A 14,756-nucleotide genomic window follows, 5' to 3' on the forward strand; every position below is an offset into this window, starting at 1 on the left:
GTGTCGTTGATGTGCTTGGCTGTATCCACTTATGCATCTCTTAAATTATTTAATAAAGGTAATACTGCTGCCGTTGTTCATGTTGATTTTTACTGGATGTTCGCGGTTCTTATAAAGCCATAATCGCAGCTCTAAAGGGAATGCATCGTGAGTTTGAGATGCATTCATTTTTTGTCGGTAAGAGCGTTCAGCGCTTTGTGCTAATCTGACCGCAGCTCTCGCATCACAAGTTAATACTGCTCGCTGAACAGCCTCATGTATTAAAAGCATTTGGCCAAATCGCTTTGCTGAGTACAGATCCTTGTAGAGCTGCTTAACTGTTATTTTTTTATTTGTTGTTTTCATATCAATACTTACCTTGATTACTTAACTACAGGGACTCCGTAGTTATTGGCCAATGTGCTTTTCAAATTTGTAGTGACGCAGCCTTTCTTCTAAATTAAACCTAATTGTGACAATGTTTCCATTACGCATACGGTCTATGCAGCCTACGATTTTACGTGAGGTAAAGTGGTCACTTTTCTTTTCCACTTCATCGACAGCAAGCAGTAACTCAAGCAATCCGCCGCCTCGACTGGCCGAGTAAATGTTTTTGTAAGCTTGTTTAGTTGTCACTGACTTATTTGTTGTTTTCATACCCATTCCTACCCTGTGTTACCGCAAAGGCGTATCAGCACAAATCGCTGCATTTACATAAGTGTGGCGCTTGAGTTGCTTTTGGCGCTTATACGTTGCTAGTCGTTCAGATAGCGACTCGCGGCGTCTTATTTCAGTTTCTCTATGAAAAACAATGTGTGCTTTTTCAGATAAATCACACGCAACCATCGCTCCGTGTTTTGCGCGAGCCTTATCAAGAACTGCAATAAGGCCAAGAACACCTTCTGTGCGAACGGCTGCATAGAGCTCTTTGTCGCTTGTTTTTATTGATGAGTTGTTTTTCATGGTTTTACCTCCCTTTTAAAGATTGAGCTTTTACAGAGATAACCCCAAATGGATACGCGCTAATAAAAAAATTGCCATTGTTGATATAAAAGCCAAGTCCATTCCTACCAAATTTAAAAACGTATTTATTTTGGGGATCTGCTCGTTTCATTTTCTCTTGACATACCGTGCAGATCATTTGCTTTACGCGTTTGTTTTTCATTCTGATAACTCCAAATGATTAATAGAAAACGAACCGATATATCCATCCAATGAAACCGCAACTTCGCCATAAACTATTCTAGGCTTGCTAGAAATTACGCCTTCATGGAAATCCTCTCTATCAGAGACAATGCGGAAAAACTTCACTTTTGCACCGACAGGAAACGCTTTCGCTGCTTCTGCTACTGTCCAAATTTTCATGCTGCATTCCTCACTGTTTTCAACTCTAATACGAGCGATTAATTAATAATTTATAGCCTCGTCACGTGAGGCAAACGACCAGTTGCGCACATGGTAAGCGGCGCTATGGTGTAGTTTCCCAATCACATCAATGCGCAAAGAATTAAATCAATTCGCGACTCTGGAAATGACACACCACAAACTCGCCCAATCCTCTAGGTGAGCAACCGATGGCGCATGGCCATTATCTTGCATATAGGCAATCGCCATCTTTGCGATAAATTCTTGTTGCGTCATGATGCTGCACCTAAATATTTTTTGTATAATTCAGTCCAACCCGCTAACTGCGAATCAACAGGGGCGCGGTTATGATTCTGCATGTAAGCCATCGTCATTTTTACCAAGAAAGCCTCCAGACTAAGCATCATGTAACCCTCAGACGGTAGCCACCGTTATTCCACGGCTCTAAAATGGCTTGTTGGTGGAGTAGGGTTAATATCTGTTTGCTTTGCTCTTGTGGTATTCCAAAGGCCGCTTTTAACCCTCGATAACTGGGCTTTACTGCGCCACTTAAAATAGCCTCTTTCGCTTCACTTAAAACACTTGCAGCAAACTGCATTTCAAGTGTTTTATCTGTGCTTACACTCGGTAATACACGTTGAATTTGTTGTCGTACACTTGGTGGTGTGACCGTTGTATTTACTGGGCTTGATGCACTGCTTACACTTGTCTCAAGTGTATTTAATGAGTGTAAAGTGAGAGCCATGACGGCAGAAACCACCTCGATAGATACTGCTATAAACAAGGTGATTTTTGAGTCGTACTGGCTCAAAATTGAAGCGTCTTTTGTGTTTGATTGTGCGTGATAAAGCACATTCAGCTCGTCAGTGACACGAGAAACCGTGATTGCCGTTTTGTCCGCTTTTGATATTTGGTTTACGCTGAGTTGCGTCTTAGAAAGTAACTGTAAGTTGTCTAACTCCAGTTTCTTATTATTGATTTGTTCGGCTATGGCCACGCTCTGTTTAGTGGCTACCGTCATTTGATCTGCACCTTTCTCAAGGGCTGAGATAGAAGCAATAGTGCTTATCACCATAAGCGAGCCTGTTAGGGCAACAAGAAGTAAGGCAATCAGTGCATTCTGTTTAGCGACAGTGGGTATAAAAATGGGTGACATCGTTTTCACTAAATCAAGAGTGATCCCAATGATCGCAAATATGATCGCCACACCAATGGCAGCTCCTAATTCATACATGAATAAATACGTTAAATACGCAGACGTAATTGCACATGAGAGCAATACAAGTGTGCAGAATGCTTTGGCTAGGGAGATATTCATAACATGACCCCAAATCAAAGAGGCATTGGTGGTACAGCGTCAGATCCAAACTCTGTTGCTACTGATAAAAACGTTGACGCTAGATCAGGATCACCTAAATCGTAAGCCATCTGAGACAGTGAGTCGATTTGATTGGTTAGGCTTTCACGCATTTTTTCAGAGCGGAAATAAAAAGAGTTTTCAGGCATACCATTTTCTTTCATGGCTTCCATTTGGAATTGATAACCTTGAAGCAATCCATTGTATACAACTGTTAATGCGCTAGTGCTTGTCATGATCCGTATTCTCTCGAATAACAACCTGTCGGTTGTTGTTTAACGTAATAATAGCGATTTTTCATGGGGAAATATGAGGATTTCCTCAGCGAATTTGTTGTGTTTTATTTCCATCTCAACGATGGCGCGGTAGAAGTTCGACGAATATTCATGAGCAGGAATAATGCTAATTGGCTTGTGCTTTGTTACTGAGAATATTTGTACTGAAACCACTGTAAACCTCTATTAATGAAATGGTTATGCGTCAATTACACCCGAACGCTTCTTGTCTTTTGATAACCTAGATAAATCAGACAAAACAAACTGACCCGAGGTAACTCGCTCTCTAAACTCAACCATATCTATGTATCTAGTACCTTTACCGCCTTCTCTTGGGATCTCAGGAATATCCCCTGCATCCATGCGAATAATTACCGATCGTCTAGACATCCCTGTTTCTTCACAGAACTTTCCTATCGACTGAACATAAGCTGCCATTTGTGATACCCTTTAATGTTTCGTGTTATTTCGTGTTATTTTGTGTTATTTCGTGTTATTTCATTAGGTCGCCCATTTGGGTTACTGTGAATATAGCGCATATGGGCTATAGAGGTCAAGTGTGATTTTAGGAAAAAGAATTAAAGCAATAAGGCTTGCAGAAAGTATGAGCCAATCTGAGCTCTCTCAATTAACTGGTATATCGATACACTCTTTAAGGCATTACGAGCAAGGAACTAGAGCATTAAGCGAGGAGAATTTAATGTTAATTACAAATAACGAGCGATTTGAGAAGTATACATACTGGTTGATGACAGGTAAGACCCTACCCGAGTCGGGTCAAGTCTGCCCTGATTTTTCTATTCTATCGCAATGCGGAATTATCGACGCAGAAACGATGGAAAAGCGAGCGTAATTACCTGTATTAAAAAATATTATTCATGGGGTATTCTATGATTGAGAGTAGTGAGAATGGCTACTATTCGACAATGGAGCCAGGGAAGTTTTTTCACTTGGAGCGCGATGCAAAAAACCATGAGATCAGATTAGCAATGCAAGCGCAGCGCAATAACCCAAATAAGGATATGCGCACGCTAGATGAACTAATAATGATCTGGTATCGCATGCATGGTAAGACATTGCGTGATCACGTTAGATTAAGAAAGTTGTTGTATAGAATATCAGAGCGCTTAGGGAATCCCATTGGCAGCGATTTGAAAGCTGAGCAGTTTGCTAAATATCGAGAAATGCGAACAGTTGAAGTGAGCACCACAACAATCAACCGAGAGCATTCGTACTTGCGAGCTATTTTTAATGAGCTTGATAGACTTGGTGTGATTAAGTACGAGAACCCACTTCTTAAAATTCGTCAATTTAAAGAGAGAGAAGGGGAGTTGCGTTACTTAAGTCATGATGAGATTGGGCGATTACTTGAAGTGTGCAGTACATTTAAAAATCGCTCATTGGTACATATTGTTAAAATCTGCTTAGCAACTGGTGCTAGATGGGGTGAGGCTGAAAATTTAAAGCCATCGCAAATTCGAGATCATAAGGTAACGTTTTTAAATACAAAATCGAATAAGAACAGAACCATACCAATTAACTCGATGCTATTTGATGAATTAACTAAATTAAAGCCAGTTAATGATAATCGAATGTTTCTAAATAGCTTAACAAGCTTTAGAGTAGCGGTAGGCAAAGCCGAAATTAACCTACCAAAAGGACAAATGACTCACGTATTGCGACATACGTTTGCTAGTCATTACGTTATGAACGGAGGGAATATTGTAAAATTACGCGATACATTAGGGCACAGTGAAATTACAACAACAATGAGGTATGCGCATTTGGCTCCAGATCATCTAGAAGAGGCCCTAGTGCTCAACCCTCTAAATAAGCATCAATAATTTATCAAGCACAATAAAAAAGACGACCACTTAGCTCTAATAGGTGGTCGTCTTTTAATTTCACTTTGTTATAGAGGTAACTTAACTATAGTAGCCAGAACACCAAAGCTGACAACCATCATACCACCAAGTCGAACAGTAAGCTGCAAGCCTAGCTTGTCGATTTTAGAATCTATTTCTTTTTGTAAATCACTCACGTCGCGCTTAGTCATCAACTCTGGATGCTCTATAAGACTGGTTATCTGACTCATTGATTGCAATATCCTTCCGATATGTATGTAGCTTTTTTTGCATACTCAAAGGTGAAACTCAAAGCCAGTGATCAGTTTTTTTGAGTTCAACTTTATCTCTATGTCTTTTTTCTTTTTCGTGAAAATTTTCTTCATGATTAAAATCATATAGGTGTGCGTGAGCTATCTCTCTCAATGGTAGGGCTATCGTGAATGTTTCCAAGTCAACATCTCTTTGATTGTTATTTTTTATTTCATTCATAACATCTTGATAAGGGGTTACAGTTTTTAGTTCTAACGTATCTTTATCTCGATAACCACTAACATAAGGAATTATATGAATATCATTAAAATCATTTGAATAAATTTCCGTCACAAATCCTATATACACTTTCCTGTCTGACATGGTAAATAAAATGGGCATTTCATGATAATGCGACATAAAGAAAAGCCTTGTAAACTCAGGACTTTTAGGGTCTTCAGCAAACTGGTTGAAAAACAGAATCTTTTTATTTCCTTTTATAAAGTAATACAATGTAGGAATAACCCAAGCTAAAAGCATAGATATTAATGCAATATCAAATATTATCACCTCCGAGGGTGATTGCTTTCCTTTAAATACATCAATTAAAATATAGCGCCCAAAAGATACATCAAGACCGGTAGTGTTACCAATTTGCAATCCTACTATGTATACGATAGTGGAGATTGAGAATAAAATAGCCCCTAAAACCGCTGACATGAGAAAGGTATGGTACCCACTACTACGCTTTAAATTATAGTGTGTTTTATGGTAATTTTTTGCAAAAGAATAACCTGCTATGCAGAGAATCAAGACAAAAAAAACGGAAGGTTTAATCATTTAAATTTAACTCATAAAAAAAGGACTAATAAATATTAGCCCTTTGATAAAAAATTACTAAGCTTGTGCTTTTGGCCGAGCGCTAAAGTTTTCACTAGCCGCTTTTGCTTGACTCTGAATCCCTTTATTTCTTCTAAATGCCTCAAAATCCACCTTTACCACATCAGGATTAATCATTTTAAGAGTAGGGTACTCTTTATTCGATTGCTGAGCGCTTTCTTTCTGAAATAGCTCTTTGAAAAAATTCATAATACAACTCATCATGGCATCTCCCTTTAAATTACGTATAGCTTTAAATAGAGGTAGCGTTACAGTTACTTAACATTAGCTTACTCATGAATATAAAGTCAATGCGTTTCGTCAATTTTCGACGCTGAAGCATGTAATTTAATCAACACAACGACATGTGTAGTGAGCTTCACTGCTAAAGTCAACTTTGGTTATAGTTTTGATTTTTATAATTATAATTTGTAATAATTTCAATGATATGCATTCGTTATTCACTTTGATGAATAGTGATAGATCGTTCATTGTGATAATGTTTAAATGATTAAATACGCAAAATAATACGAAATAGCATGAAATAGCATGAAATAACACGAAATGTACCACCGCACGAAAGTAACTTATTGTTTTTATTTATACTTTGCTCGTTTTCCAAATCCGCGTGTTGGGAGTTCGAATCTCTCCACCCCTGCCATATTCAAAGGCCTCGACAGAAATGTCGGGGCTTTTTGCTATTTACAATTTCTTACCTTGATTTGTACGCTCAATAGTTTATGTATCTATAGATACTTTCTGTTTTCAAATCGTCTCAATTTGTTAGAATAGCGCCATATTTAAAGGAGAGTAATACAATGTCAATGTATGTAGTGGGTCATAAGATCCCAGATTCAGATTCAATTTGTGGTGCGATCGCACTAGCTTACTTAAAAAATCAAATCGGTGAAGCAGCAACTCCTACTCGTTTAGGTGAAGTGTCTCCTGAGACTGCATTTATCCTTGAAAAGTTTGGCGTAGAAACACCTGAATTAAAATTAAGCTATGCTGGTGAAGAGGTTTACATTGTAGATCATTCAGAATTAACACAAGCACCAGACGATATTGCTGAAGCCACAATTGTCGGTATTGTTGATCACCATAAACTGGGTGATTTAACAACTTCAACACCATTAGAGTGTTGGATCCGCCCTGTTGGTTGTAGTAATACAATCATTAAAATGATGTATGATTTCTACAATGTTGAAATTCCAAAAGACATGGCTGGTATCATGTTATGCGCAATTTTAAGTGATACAGTAATCTTTAAGTCACCAACTTGCACAACTGCTGATATCAAGTGTGTTGAAGCACTAGCAGAGATCGCTGGAATTGAAGATTATAAAGCACTTGGCATGGAAATGTTTAAAGTAAAATCTGCAGTAGAAGGTACACCTGTACGTGATCTTGTAATGCGTGACTTTAAAGATTTCAATATGAATGGCGAGCTAGTAGGTATCGGCCAACTTGAAGTTATCGATCTTGCCGTGTTTGATGAAATTAAAGAAGAATTAGAAGCGGATATCGCAGCAATGAAAGTCGAAGGTAATCGTCATACTATGATCTTACTTTTAACTGACATTATGAAAGAAGGTTCAGAACTATTAGTCGTTAGTGATAATGAAGAGCTAACAGCTAAAGCTTACGGTAAAGCGACAGAAAACGGCCGTGTATGGCTAGATGGCGTGCTTAGCCGTAAGAAACAAGTCGTTCCTCAATTACAAGACGTGTTTGCTTAATCTTTTTGATATAAAGCCAGTTAGGTAAATAAAAAGCCCATATTGTGAAGTATGGGCTTTTTCTCTTCTAGGCTGTTGTTTCTACTATTTTTGGTGATTCAATAAGCCAAACCCCATCTCTTTTTATTACTCCACATTCTGAACAAAGCACCGTGGTTTCGCTGTCTGATATAAGTAATTCATCAGAATGGCATTTTGGGCATTCAATTAATTCATTCATATCAAGTTCCTTAAGCAAGCTGTAAGTGTATAGTTTTGTTTCTTATTAGTATTATGAGTTATACCAATCACTTACTTACCGTGATTAGTATGAGTATCTTATAATGAACGACAATGCCTAAAGACGTTGTTTTATTAATAAGATACCAACAAACATATTACATTAAAGCTAGCATACTGTTTGTTCGCGAGGGAAGTTTTGTGAACTGACAGCAAAATTTTACTGTCAGTTATAGGTAGAAGCTCAAAGATAAGGGTAGATTAGATTTTGCTATTTTAATCGTAATGTGCGTTTTTGCCAGCTTCGCACTACAGAGTAACGCCAGAGTCCTCGTATACCAAAGTAACCGATAAGAGATGAGGCGACAGCACAAATAGCACAACCCAATAGGAAAGGGGGGCCAATTGTGGACATCTGAGAACCAATAAACTCCCAAGAAAGCTCAAAATGAAAATGTTGGGTAGGTGTTGATAATGTCCAAGCACCAATTTTATAAGCGCCATAAAATAACACAGGCATAGTGACGGGATTACTCACCCAAACTAAAGCGATTGATAAAGGTAAATTTACGCTACAAAGAATAGCTAAGCCTGCTGCCATAATCATTTGACTTGGAAGAGGAACAAACGCCATAAATAAGCCGACAGCAAAAGCCCCAGCCGCAGAACGACGGTTTAAGCACCATAGATTCGGGTTATATAATACGTTGCCAAATATCTTTAATGCTTTCTGGCGTTTAATTGTCTCGTGGTTTGGTAAAAAACGTTTAATGAACTTTCTTGGCATGAGTTAATGCTTCTTCTTCGAGACATACGAGTCAAACTCGTTGTCGTAATTCTTATTCTTTTATCATCAGCCTATTGGCCAACAAACCTGCCGTCGCTTGCATTTATATTGTGTGTTTTTAGCTATATAATTATTACGCTAAAATTTCCCCAAGCAAAGTTATTACAAGGCATCCTTCTGGGATTAGTCATCACTTCCTCACACATAACTTACTATAAAACTCTTAATCAGTTACTTTATAGTCAAGGTCATGATATTACCATCAAAGGTGAAATTCAAAGTCTAATTGCATTTAACAATAGAACATCTTCAATTTTAGTCCAAGTTCGAGGTATTAATAATCATTCAATGAAGTTTTATGATTTACCACGATTAAGGCTATCAATTCGAGATTATCAGAAGCAATTTAGCAAAGAGCCAGAAACCATTCTATTTAAACAAGGTCAGTTGTGGGAAATGAGTGTAAAGCTACGTCCGCCCATTGGCCGACATAATGAAGTAGGCTATAAGCTTGAAGATTATGCACTAGCTAAAGGAATACAATCATACGGTAAAATAAGTAATGCGACCTTATTAGAAGATAAGCCCTCCTATCGAACTCAATGGTTTCAAAAAGTCTATGAGAATACAGTTAATGAAGCGCATCAATCTTTACTCCTAGCACTGACCTTTGGTTACAAAGGAGAGGTAAGTGCCTCTGAGTGGCGTGTGCTCCGTAACTCTGGTTTGGCGCATTTAATGGCAATATCTGGACTGCATATTGGGTTTGTTTTTGCGATTGGTTGGTGGCTAGGTAAGGGGGCTCGTCTTGTTTTTTCTCAAAAGAGCCAGCGCTGGTTGCCTATTATTCTCGGTTGTCTGTTTGCTGTTTTCTATGCGTGGCTGGCGGGTTTTTCACTTCCGACGATTAGGGCTTTGATTGCCTGTTTTATCGTATCTATTTTATTGATATACCGGTTACGTTGGCCGAAACATCAATTATTATTGTGGTGTTTATTCCTATGTTTGTTACTCAATCCTTTTTCCTCCCTTTCTATGAGTTTTTGGCTTTCATTTAGTGCGGTATGCGTAGTTTTTCTGTCTCTTCATTTTTATCAGATCTTTGTTTACGCCAAAGACCAGCCATTATTTAGAAAGTGGCAACAAGTCATCTTTATACAGTTTGCTCTTTTTATTTTATTAGCGCCGATTCAAGGTGTTTTCTTTTCAGGTGTAAGTTATTTGTCACCATTCATTAATCTTCTTTCTGTACCTTGGGTCAGTTTTTTTACGGTACCGTTAAGTCTAGCTACGGTTATTATGGAGCAATTCAGTAATGAGATTGCAAAAATTGGATGGGAGTGGGCTAGTTTATCTATATCTCCGGTATGGTGGTTAGCAAAACATGCGGAACAATCATGGGTTGTATTACCAAATCATATTAATATGTTGTTGTACGCTATTATTTTTCTTTTATCTCTTAAATTGTTACTTCCCATACGTTTTTTCATTCAACCAATTATGCTTTTATTTATCGGGTCACTGTTTATTAAGCCAGAAAGAGAGTGGCAAGTTGATTTTTTAGATGTGGGGCATGGTTTATCACTACTATTATCTAATCAAGGGCATACCGTTGTTTATGACACTGGAGGGAGGTGGCGGACTGGCAGCATTGCTGAGAGTGTTATTGAGCCTATTTTGCATCATCGAGGAATAAGACGCATTGATGGTTTGATCCTAAGTCATTCAGACAACGATCACGCAGGCGGGAAAAATTATTTAATAGATGCTTTCAGTCCTAATTGGGTCAGAGCAAGTGAGAAAGGCAGTAATCATCAACCATGTATTAAAGGTGAAGAGTGGAAAGTAGCAGGAATGCATTTTACTGCAATTTGGCCACCGAAAATGGTAAGCCGTGCGTATAATCCTCACTCATGCGTTATAAAACTAAGTATAGATAAGTGGTCTTTTTTATTAACTGGCGATATTGATGCCATTTCAGAGATGTTGATTTTAAATCAAAATACATTTGATGATATCGATGTATTTTTGGTTCCTCATCATGGCTCTAATACTTCGTCAACCAAGCGGTGGGTAAAAGTAATGGAAGGGAAGGTTGGTGTAGTATCTGCTGGAAGGTTTACTCCTTGGAATTTACCTAATCCAGAGATTAAAGATAGGCACTTAGATAATCAGGTGCTTTGGTTAGATACTGCTCAATTAGGGCAAATAAGTCTAAGCTCAAAAGATGGAAAGTTATCAATTGAAGGTTATTCACTGCACAATCAAAATACTTGGTACAGAAAGCTATTTGGCGATAATCTAAATTCAGAGTAGAATATAGATAATTGTATATGAAGAATAAGTACTTATGACTATTGAAAAAGACGAATCTACATGGGCAACATTTAAGCGTTTATGGCCACATATCTCACTATATAAAGCGGGTCTTGCCGTTGCCGTTGTAACACTGATTATCAATGCGTTAAGCGATACCTACATGATCTCTTTGCTAAAACCACTTTTAGATGATGGTTTTGGCAACGCAGATTCTGATTTCTTAAAGAAAATGCCATTTATTATTCTAGCCATGATGTTTATCAGAGGTTTGAGTGGATTTATTTCTGGCTATTGCATGAGTTGGGTTGCGAGTAACGTGGTTATGCGTATTCGTCGTCAAATCTTTAACCATTTTATGCATATGCCGGTAAGCTATTTTGATCAAGAATCAACCGGCCGTTTATTATCTCGAATTACTTATGATTCAGAGCAGGTAGCGTCGGCAACCAGTAAAGCCTTAGTTAATATTGTACGTGAGTCAGCCAGTATTATTGGTTTACTTGGTTTGATGTTTTGGAACAGCTGGCAGTTATCTCTTGTACTGGTCGTTGTTGCTCCTATTGTTGCTTTTGCCATTAGTTTTGTTTCTAAACGTTTTAGAAAGATCAGTAAAAATATGCAAACGGCGATGGGTTCTTTAACCGCAACGTCTGAGCAAATGCTAAAGGGACACAAAGTAGTACTTAGCTACGGTGGTCAAAAAGTTGAATCTGAACGTTTTGATAACATTAGTAACCACATGCGTCAGCAAGGCATGAAAATGGTGGTAGCTCAAGGTCTAGCTAACCCTATTATTCAAATGATCGCTTCGTTTGCTCTAGTTACTGTGCTTTATTTAGCAAGTGTAGATTCGATTAAAGAGACGCTGACACCGGGTACCTTTACCGTTGTATTTTCTGCAATGTTTGGTTTATTACGCCCATTAAAAGGATTAACGAGCGTTACTTCTGATTTCCAACGCGGTATGGCGGCATGTCAGACGCTGTTTGAATTGATGGACATGGATAAAGAAAAAGACGACGGTAATATTGAAAGAGACACCGTAAAAGGTGATATCAAAGTTGATAATGTGACCTTTACTTATCCAACCGCGGATGCACCAGCACTACGTAGTGTAAGTTTTGATCTTCCAGAAGGTAAAACCATCGCATTAGTGGGCCGTTCAGGTTCAGGTAAGAGTACCATCGCTAACTTGTTTACTCGTTTTTATGATGTCGATTCAGGTGAGATTAGCCTTGATGGCGATAAGATTGAAGATTATCGCTTACCAAACTTACGTAAACATTTTGCTTTAGTCTCTCAAAATGTTCATCTATTTAATGATACTGTCGCAAATAACATCGCCTACGCATCTGAAGGTAAGTTTACGCGACTAGAAATAGAAAAAGCGGCAGAGCTTGCTTATGCATCTGATTTCATTAATAAGATGGACAATGGCTTTGACACCATGATTGGTGAAAATGGCGCGAGCTTATCTGGTGGTCAACGCCAGCGTATTGCGATTGCTCGAGCATTATTACAAAACGCACCAGTATTAATTCTTGATGAGGCAACATCTGCACTTGATACCGAATCTGAAAAAGCAATTCAATCAGCATTGGATGAGCTTCAAAAAGACAAAACGGTATTAGTTATTGCTCACCGCTTATCAACGATTGAAAATGCCGATCAGATCTTAGTTGTTGATGAAGGTGAAGTGGTTGAACGTGGTAATCATGCAGAACTTATCGCTCATGATGGGGCTTATGCTCAATTACATCGTATTCAGTTTGGTGATTAATGATTGAAAAAATTTGGTTTGAGAACCATTTTTTAGGAAAGCTTTTGTGGCCATTATTGTGGTCACTTAGTTACTTATTTAAATGGATCGCAACAAAGCGAAAATCAGATTACCAAAGCGGCAAAAAGCAAAGCTATCGCTCATCGGTTCCTGTCGTTGTCGTTGGTAATATCACCGCTGGTGGAAATGGTAAAACGCCGGTTGTTGTATGGCTTGTCGAACAGCTTCAATTAAAAGGCTATAAAGTAGGGGTTGCTTCTCGTGGTTACGGTGGTAAAGCTCCGTATTATCCTTATTTATTAACCGAAACCACAACGCCAGATATTTCTGGTGATGAGCCTGTTTTAATTAAACAACGCACCAAAGCTGAGGTTGCTGTTGCGCCAGTTCGTAGTGAAGCGGTTAGAATGCTTGAGCAACAGGGGGTTGACTTTATTATTACCGACGATGGTCTACAGCACTATGCACTTCAACGAGATATAGAGTTTATTATTATTGATGGTAAACGTCGTTTTGGTAATCAGCATTATATTCCTCTTGGCCCATTAAGAGAGGGAGTAGAGCGTTTATCTAGTGTTGATTTCTTAATTTGTAATGGTGGAGAGCCTCAAGAAAATGAGGTGTCGATGCGACTTCAGCCAAGTGAAGCAATTAATTTAATTACAGGTGAAAGACGCAGTGTTTCTTCATTGTCTAATTTGGTTGCTTTTGCTGGAATAGGGCATCCGCCACGTTTTTTTGAAACGCTGAATCAGCTGAAAGCAAATGTGGTTCATACTCAAGGTTTTGAAGATCATAAAGCGTTTGTACAGACAGAAATAGAACAATTAATGAAATATGGCGATCAGTTAATTATGACTGAGAAAGATGCAGTAAAATGTCAGTCTTTTGCTCAATCGTCATGGTGGTATTTACCTGTTGATGCACAATTCCCAGAAGAAAAAGCACAACAAATATTAAATAAAATTATTGAGGTAAAAGAATAATATGGATTATCGTCTTCTTGAAATCGTAGCTTGCCCGGTATGTAAAGGAAAACTGAACTACGATAAAGATAAGCAAGAGCTTATTTGTAAAATTGATCGCCTTGCATACCCAATTAAAGAAGGCATTCCTGTAATGCTTGAGCCTGAAGCGCGTCACATGACTATGGAAGAGGTAGAGTTATGTCGTTCACAGTCATAATCCCTGCGCGTTATCAATCAACTCGTTTACCGGGTAAACCGTTGGCTGATATTTGTGGTAAGCCAATGATTCAATGGGTTTACGAACAAGCGTCAAAAGCAGGTGCAGATCGTGTGATTATCGCAACTGATGACAGCCGTATTGAAGCCGTAGTGAAAGGTTTTGGTGGTGATGTATGCATGACGTCACCAAACCACGAATCAGGTACAGAACGCCTTGCTGAAGTGATTGAAAAATGTGGAATTTCATCTGATGAGATCGTTGTAAATGTACAGGGTGATGAACCATTAATTCCACCAAGTATCATTCAACAAGTGGCTCAAAACTTGTCAGACTCAGTTGCACCAATGGCAACACTAGCAGTGACCATTGATGAAGAAGACGATGTGTTTAATCCTAACGCAGTTAAAGTCGTTACCGATGCTGAAGGTTATGCGTTGTATTTTAGCCGAGCGTCAATCCCATGGGATCGTGATGCTTTCGCTCAAGGTGAAACATTAACAGCAAATCCTTTACTTCGTCACATTGGTATTTATGCGTATCGTGCTGGTTTTATTAATACCTATATTAATTGGCAGCCAAGTGTTCTTGAAAAAATTGAATGTTTAGAGCAACTTCGTGTTCTTTGGTATGGTGAAAAAATCCATGTTGCAGTCGCAAAAGAAGCACCTGCGGCAGGAGTTGATACCCCAGAAGATTTAGAGAAAGTACGCGCTATTCTTAAATAAATACTTCTTTAAATACAAAAAAAGCCCGAATCTATTTTAATAGCTTCG

Annotated in this window: 23 protein-coding genes; 8 read left to right on the plus strand and 15 right to left on the minus strand. The window is 38.4% G+C overall.

Annotated features, from left to right (window positions below):
- Positions 1-45: 45 nt before the first annotated feature.
- The 10 genes from PVK71_RS16530 to PVK71_RS16575 all read right to left on the minus strand — a co-directional run bounded on the left by PVK71_RS16530 (position 46) and on the right by PVK71_RS16575 (position 3,414).
- A complete protein-coding gene (locus tag PVK71_RS16530) occupies positions 46-345 on the minus strand; it encodes a hypothetical protein (protein WP_274418956.1) in 300 nt (99 codons plus the stop codon).
- A gap of 42 nt (positions 346-387) precedes the next feature.
- Positions 388-636, minus strand: a complete 249-nt coding sequence (locus PVK71_RS16535) for a hypothetical protein (protein WP_274418957.1) — start codon at positions 634-636, stop codon at positions 388-390.
- A gap of 18 nt (positions 637-654) precedes the next feature.
- A complete protein-coding gene (locus PVK71_RS16540; protein WP_274418958.1) occupies positions 655-942 on the minus strand; it encodes a hypothetical protein in 288 nt (95 codons plus the stop codon).
- A gap of 4 nt (positions 943-946) precedes the next feature.
- Positions 947-1,144 carry a hypothetical protein gene (locus PVK71_RS16545; protein WP_274418959.1) on the minus strand — a complete coding sequence of 66 codons (198 nt, stop codon included), beginning with the start codon at positions 1,142-1,144 and terminating at the stop codon, positions 947-949.
- A complete protein-coding gene (locus tag PVK71_RS16550) occupies positions 1,141-1,344 on the minus strand; it encodes a hypothetical protein (RefSeq protein WP_274418960.1) in 204 nt (67 codons plus the stop codon). The genes PVK71_RS16545 and PVK71_RS16550 overlap by 4 nt, the downstream gene beginning before the upstream one ends.
- Positions 1,345-1,491: 147 nt before the next feature.
- Positions 1,492-1,620, minus strand: coding sequence for a hypothetical protein (locus PVK71_RS16555; protein ID WP_274418961.1), 129 nt, complete (start codon positions 1,618-1,620; stop codon positions 1,492-1,494).
- Positions 1,617-1,751 (minus strand): hypothetical protein, encoded by a 135-nt coding sequence (locus PVK71_RS16560; protein WP_274418962.1) that lies wholly within the window; start codon positions 1,749-1,751, stop codon positions 1,617-1,619. The genes PVK71_RS16555 and PVK71_RS16560 overlap by 4 nt, the downstream gene beginning before the upstream one ends.
- Positions 1,748-2,662: a hypothetical protein gene (locus PVK71_RS16565; RefSeq protein WP_274418963.1), complete on the minus strand. Its 915-nt coding sequence runs from the start codon at positions 2,660-2,662 to the stop codon at positions 1,748-1,750. Before PVK71_RS16565 ends, PVK71_RS16560 begins: the two co-directional genes overlap by 4 nt.
- A 14-nt stretch (positions 2,663-2,676) precedes the next feature.
- Complete coding sequence (locus PVK71_RS16570; RefSeq protein WP_274418964.1) at positions 2,677-2,937, minus strand: hypothetical protein; 261 nt, start codon at positions 2,935-2,937, stop codon at positions 2,677-2,679.
- Between the two features lie 237 nt (positions 2,938-3,174).
- Positions 3,175-3,414, minus strand: coding sequence for a hypothetical protein (locus tag PVK71_RS16575; RefSeq protein ID WP_274418965.1), 240 nt, complete (start codon positions 3,412-3,414; stop codon positions 3,175-3,177).
- A 121-nt stretch (positions 3,415-3,535) separates the two neighbouring features.
- Between PVK71_RS16575 and PVK71_RS16580 the strand changes: the two genes are divergently transcribed.
- Together PVK71_RS16580 and PVK71_RS16585 are read left to right on the plus strand one after the other, a co-directional pair.
- Positions 3,536-3,829 carry a helix-turn-helix domain-containing protein gene (locus PVK71_RS16580; RefSeq protein ID WP_130048918.1) on the plus strand — a complete coding sequence of 98 codons (294 nt, stop codon included), beginning with the start codon at positions 3,536-3,538 and terminating at the stop codon, positions 3,827-3,829.
- Positions 3,830-3,866: 37 nt separating this feature from the next.
- Positions 3,867-4,820: a phage integrase gene (locus PVK71_RS16585; protein ID WP_274418966.1), complete on the plus strand. Its 954-nt coding sequence runs from the start codon at positions 3,867-3,869 to the stop codon at positions 4,818-4,820.
- 68 nt (positions 4,821-4,888) lie between these two features.
- Here PVK71_RS16585 and PVK71_RS16590 read toward each other — a convergent pair whose 3' ends face one another.
- The 3 genes from PVK71_RS16590 to PVK71_RS16600 are packed head-to-tail and all read right to left on the minus strand — an operon-like array spanning position 4,889 to position 6,161.
- Positions 4,889-5,071: a hypothetical protein gene (locus PVK71_RS16590; RefSeq protein WP_274418967.1), complete on the minus strand. Its 183-nt coding sequence runs from the start codon at positions 5,069-5,071 to the stop codon at positions 4,889-4,891.
- 58 nt (positions 5,072-5,129) lie between these two features.
- Positions 5,130-5,912 (minus strand): hypothetical protein, encoded by a 783-nt coding sequence (locus PVK71_RS16595; protein WP_274418968.1) that lies wholly within the window; start codon positions 5,910-5,912, stop codon positions 5,130-5,132.
- Positions 5,913-5,969: 57 nt separating this feature from the next.
- On the minus strand, positions 5,970-6,161 hold the full coding sequence (locus PVK71_RS16600; RefSeq protein ID WP_274418969.1) for a hypothetical protein: 192 nt from the start codon (positions 6,159-6,161) through the stop codon (positions 5,970-5,972).
- A 608-nt stretch (positions 6,162-6,769) separates the two neighbouring features.
- Between PVK71_RS16600 and PVK71_RS16605 the strand changes: the two genes are divergently transcribed.
- A complete protein-coding gene (locus tag PVK71_RS16605; RefSeq protein WP_130046398.1) occupies positions 6,770-7,690 on the plus strand; it encodes a manganese-dependent inorganic pyrophosphatase in 921 nt (306 codons plus the stop codon).
- A gap of 67 nt (positions 7,691-7,757) precedes the next feature.
- Here the strand turns inward: PVK71_RS16605 and PVK71_RS16610 are convergent, their stop codons facing one another.
- Positions 7,758-7,910, minus strand: coding sequence for a nonsense-mediated mRNA decay protein NMD3 family protein (locus PVK71_RS16610; protein ID WP_274420196.1), 153 nt, complete (start codon positions 7,908-7,910; stop codon positions 7,758-7,760).
- Positions 7,911-8,180: 270 nt separating this feature from the next.
- Positions 8,181-8,696 carry a DUF2062 domain-containing protein gene (locus PVK71_RS16615; RefSeq protein WP_130046396.1) on the minus strand — a complete coding sequence of 172 codons (516 nt, stop codon included), beginning with the start codon at positions 8,694-8,696 and terminating at the stop codon, positions 8,181-8,183.
- 6 nt (positions 8,697-8,702) lie between these two features.
- Here PVK71_RS16615 and PVK71_RS16620 point away from each other — a divergent pair, with 6 nt between their 5' ends.
- Genes PVK71_RS16620 through kdsB form a run of 5 tightly spaced genes read left to right on the plus strand, consistent with a single transcriptional unit; the run spans position 8,703 to position 14,708 of the window.
- Positions 8,703-11,012 carry a DNA internalization-related competence protein ComEC/Rec2 gene (locus PVK71_RS16620; RefSeq protein ID WP_338000093.1) on the plus strand — a complete coding sequence of 770 codons (2,310 nt, stop codon included), beginning with the start codon at positions 8,703-8,705 and terminating at the stop codon, positions 11,010-11,012.
- Positions 11,013-11,046: 34 nt separating this feature from the next.
- Positions 11,047-12,795 carry a lipid A ABC transporter ATP-binding protein/permease MsbA gene (msbA, locus tag PVK71_RS16625; RefSeq protein ID WP_274420201.1) on the plus strand — a complete coding sequence of 583 codons (1,749 nt, stop codon included), beginning with the start codon at positions 11,047-11,049 and terminating at the stop codon, positions 12,793-12,795.
- Positions 12,795-13,781 carry a tetraacyldisaccharide 4'-kinase gene (gene lpxK / locus PVK71_RS16630; RefSeq protein WP_274420202.1) on the plus strand — a complete coding sequence of 329 codons (987 nt, stop codon included), beginning with the start codon at positions 12,795-12,797 and terminating at the stop codon, positions 13,779-13,781. Before msbA ends, lpxK begins: the two co-directional genes overlap by 1 nt.
- A gap of 1 nt (position 13,782) precedes the next feature.
- Entirely contained in the window at positions 13,783-13,980 is a 198-nt protein-coding gene (locus PVK71_RS16635) for a Trm112 family protein (RefSeq protein WP_274420203.1), read from the plus strand.
- Positions 13,962-14,708: a 3-deoxy-manno-octulosonate cytidylyltransferase gene (gene kdsB / locus PVK71_RS16640; RefSeq protein ID WP_274420204.1), complete on the plus strand. Its 747-nt coding sequence runs from the start codon at positions 13,962-13,964 to the stop codon at positions 14,706-14,708. Before PVK71_RS16635 ends, kdsB begins: the two co-directional genes overlap by 19 nt.
- The last annotated feature ends 48 nt before the right edge of the window (positions 14,709-14,756 follow it).

The organism is Aliivibrio sp. S4MY1 (assembly GCF_028765545.1).
Classification (GTDB): domain Bacteria; phylum Pseudomonadota; class Gammaproteobacteria; order Enterobacterales; family Vibrionaceae; genus Aliivibrio.

What these genes read in the sequence shown, in the direction of transcription:
- PVK71_RS16530 (WP_274418956.1), bottom strand. Translation starts at nt 345, where the DNA reads ATGAAAACAACAAATAAAAAAATAACAGTTAAGCAGCTCTACAAGGAT.
- PVK71_RS16535 (WP_274418957.1), bottom strand. Translation starts at nt 636, where the DNA reads ATGAAAACAACAAATAAGTCAGTGACAACTAAACAAGCTTACAAAAAC.
- PVK71_RS16540 (WP_274418958.1), bottom strand. Translation starts at nt 942, where the DNA reads ATGAAAAACAACTCATCAATAAAAACAAGCGACAAAGAGCTCTATGCA.
- PVK71_RS16545 (WP_274418959.1), bottom strand. Translation starts at nt 1,144, where the DNA reads ATGAAAAACAAACGCGTAAAGCAAATGATCTGCACGGTATGTCAAGAG.
- PVK71_RS16550 (WP_274418960.1), bottom strand. Translation starts at nt 1,344, where the DNA reads ATGAAAATTTGGACAGTAGCAGAAGCAGCGAAAGCGTTTCCTGTCGGT.
- PVK71_RS16555 (WP_274418961.1), bottom strand. Translation starts at nt 1,620, where the DNA reads ATGACGCAACAAGAATTTATCGCAAAGATGGCGATTGCCTATATGCAA.
- PVK71_RS16560 (WP_274418962.1), bottom strand. Translation starts at nt 1,751, where the DNA reads ATGATGCTTAGTCTGGAGGCTTTCTTGGTAAAAATGACGATGGCTTAC.
- PVK71_RS16565 (WP_274418963.1), bottom strand. Translation starts at nt 2,662, where the DNA reads ATGAATATCTCCCTAGCCAAAGCATTCTGCACACTTGTATTGCTCTCA.
- PVK71_RS16570 (WP_274418964.1), bottom strand. Translation starts at nt 2,937, where the DNA reads ATGACAAGCACTAGCGCATTAACAGTTGTATACAATGGATTGCTTCAA.
- PVK71_RS16575 (WP_274418965.1), bottom strand. Translation starts at nt 3,414, where the DNA reads ATGGCAGCTTATGTTCAGTCGATAGGAAAGTTCTGTGAAGAAACAGGG.
- PVK71_RS16585 (WP_274418966.1), top strand. Translation starts at nt 3,867, where the DNA reads ATGATTGAGAGTAGTGAGAATGGCTACTATTCGACAATGGAGCCAGGG.
- PVK71_RS16590 (WP_274418967.1), bottom strand. Translation starts at nt 5,071, where the DNA reads ATGAGTCAGATAACCAGTCTTATAGAGCATCCAGAGTTGATGACTAAG.
- PVK71_RS16595 (WP_274418968.1), bottom strand. Translation starts at nt 5,912, where the DNA reads ATGATTAAACCTTCCGTTTTTTTTGTCTTGATTCTCTGCATAGCAGGT.
- PVK71_RS16600 (WP_274418969.1), bottom strand. Translation starts at nt 6,161, where the DNA reads ATGAATTTTTTCAAAGAGCTATTTCAGAAAGAAAGCGCTCAGCAATCG.
- PVK71_RS16605 (WP_130046398.1), top strand. Translation starts at nt 6,770, where the DNA reads ATGTCAATGTATGTAGTGGGTCATAAGATCCCAGATTCAGATTCAATT.
- PVK71_RS16610 (WP_274420196.1), bottom strand. Translation starts at nt 7,910, where the DNA reads ATGAATGAATTAATTGAATGCCCAAAATGCCATTCTGATGAATTACTT.
- PVK71_RS16615 (WP_130046396.1), bottom strand. Translation starts at nt 8,696, where the DNA reads ATGCCAAGAAAGTTCATTAAACGTTTTTTACCAAACCACGAGACAATT.
- PVK71_RS16620 (WP_338000093.1), top strand. Translation starts at nt 8,703, where the DNA reads ATGCTTCTTCTTCGAGACATACGAGTCAAACTCGTTGTCGTAATTCTT.
- msbA (WP_274420201.1), top strand. Translation starts at nt 11,047, where the DNA reads ATGACTATTGAAAAAGACGAATCTACATGGGCAACATTTAAGCGTTTA.
- lpxK (WP_274420202.1), top strand. Translation starts at nt 12,795, where the DNA reads ATGATTGAAAAAATTTGGTTTGAGAACCATTTTTTAGGAAAGCTTTTG.
- PVK71_RS16635 (WP_274420203.1), top strand. Translation starts at nt 13,783, where the DNA reads ATGGATTATCGTCTTCTTGAAATCGTAGCTTGCCCGGTATGTAAAGGA.
- kdsB (WP_274420204.1), top strand. Translation starts at nt 13,962, where the DNA reads ATGTCGTTCACAGTCATAATCCCTGCGCGTTATCAATCAACTCGTTTA.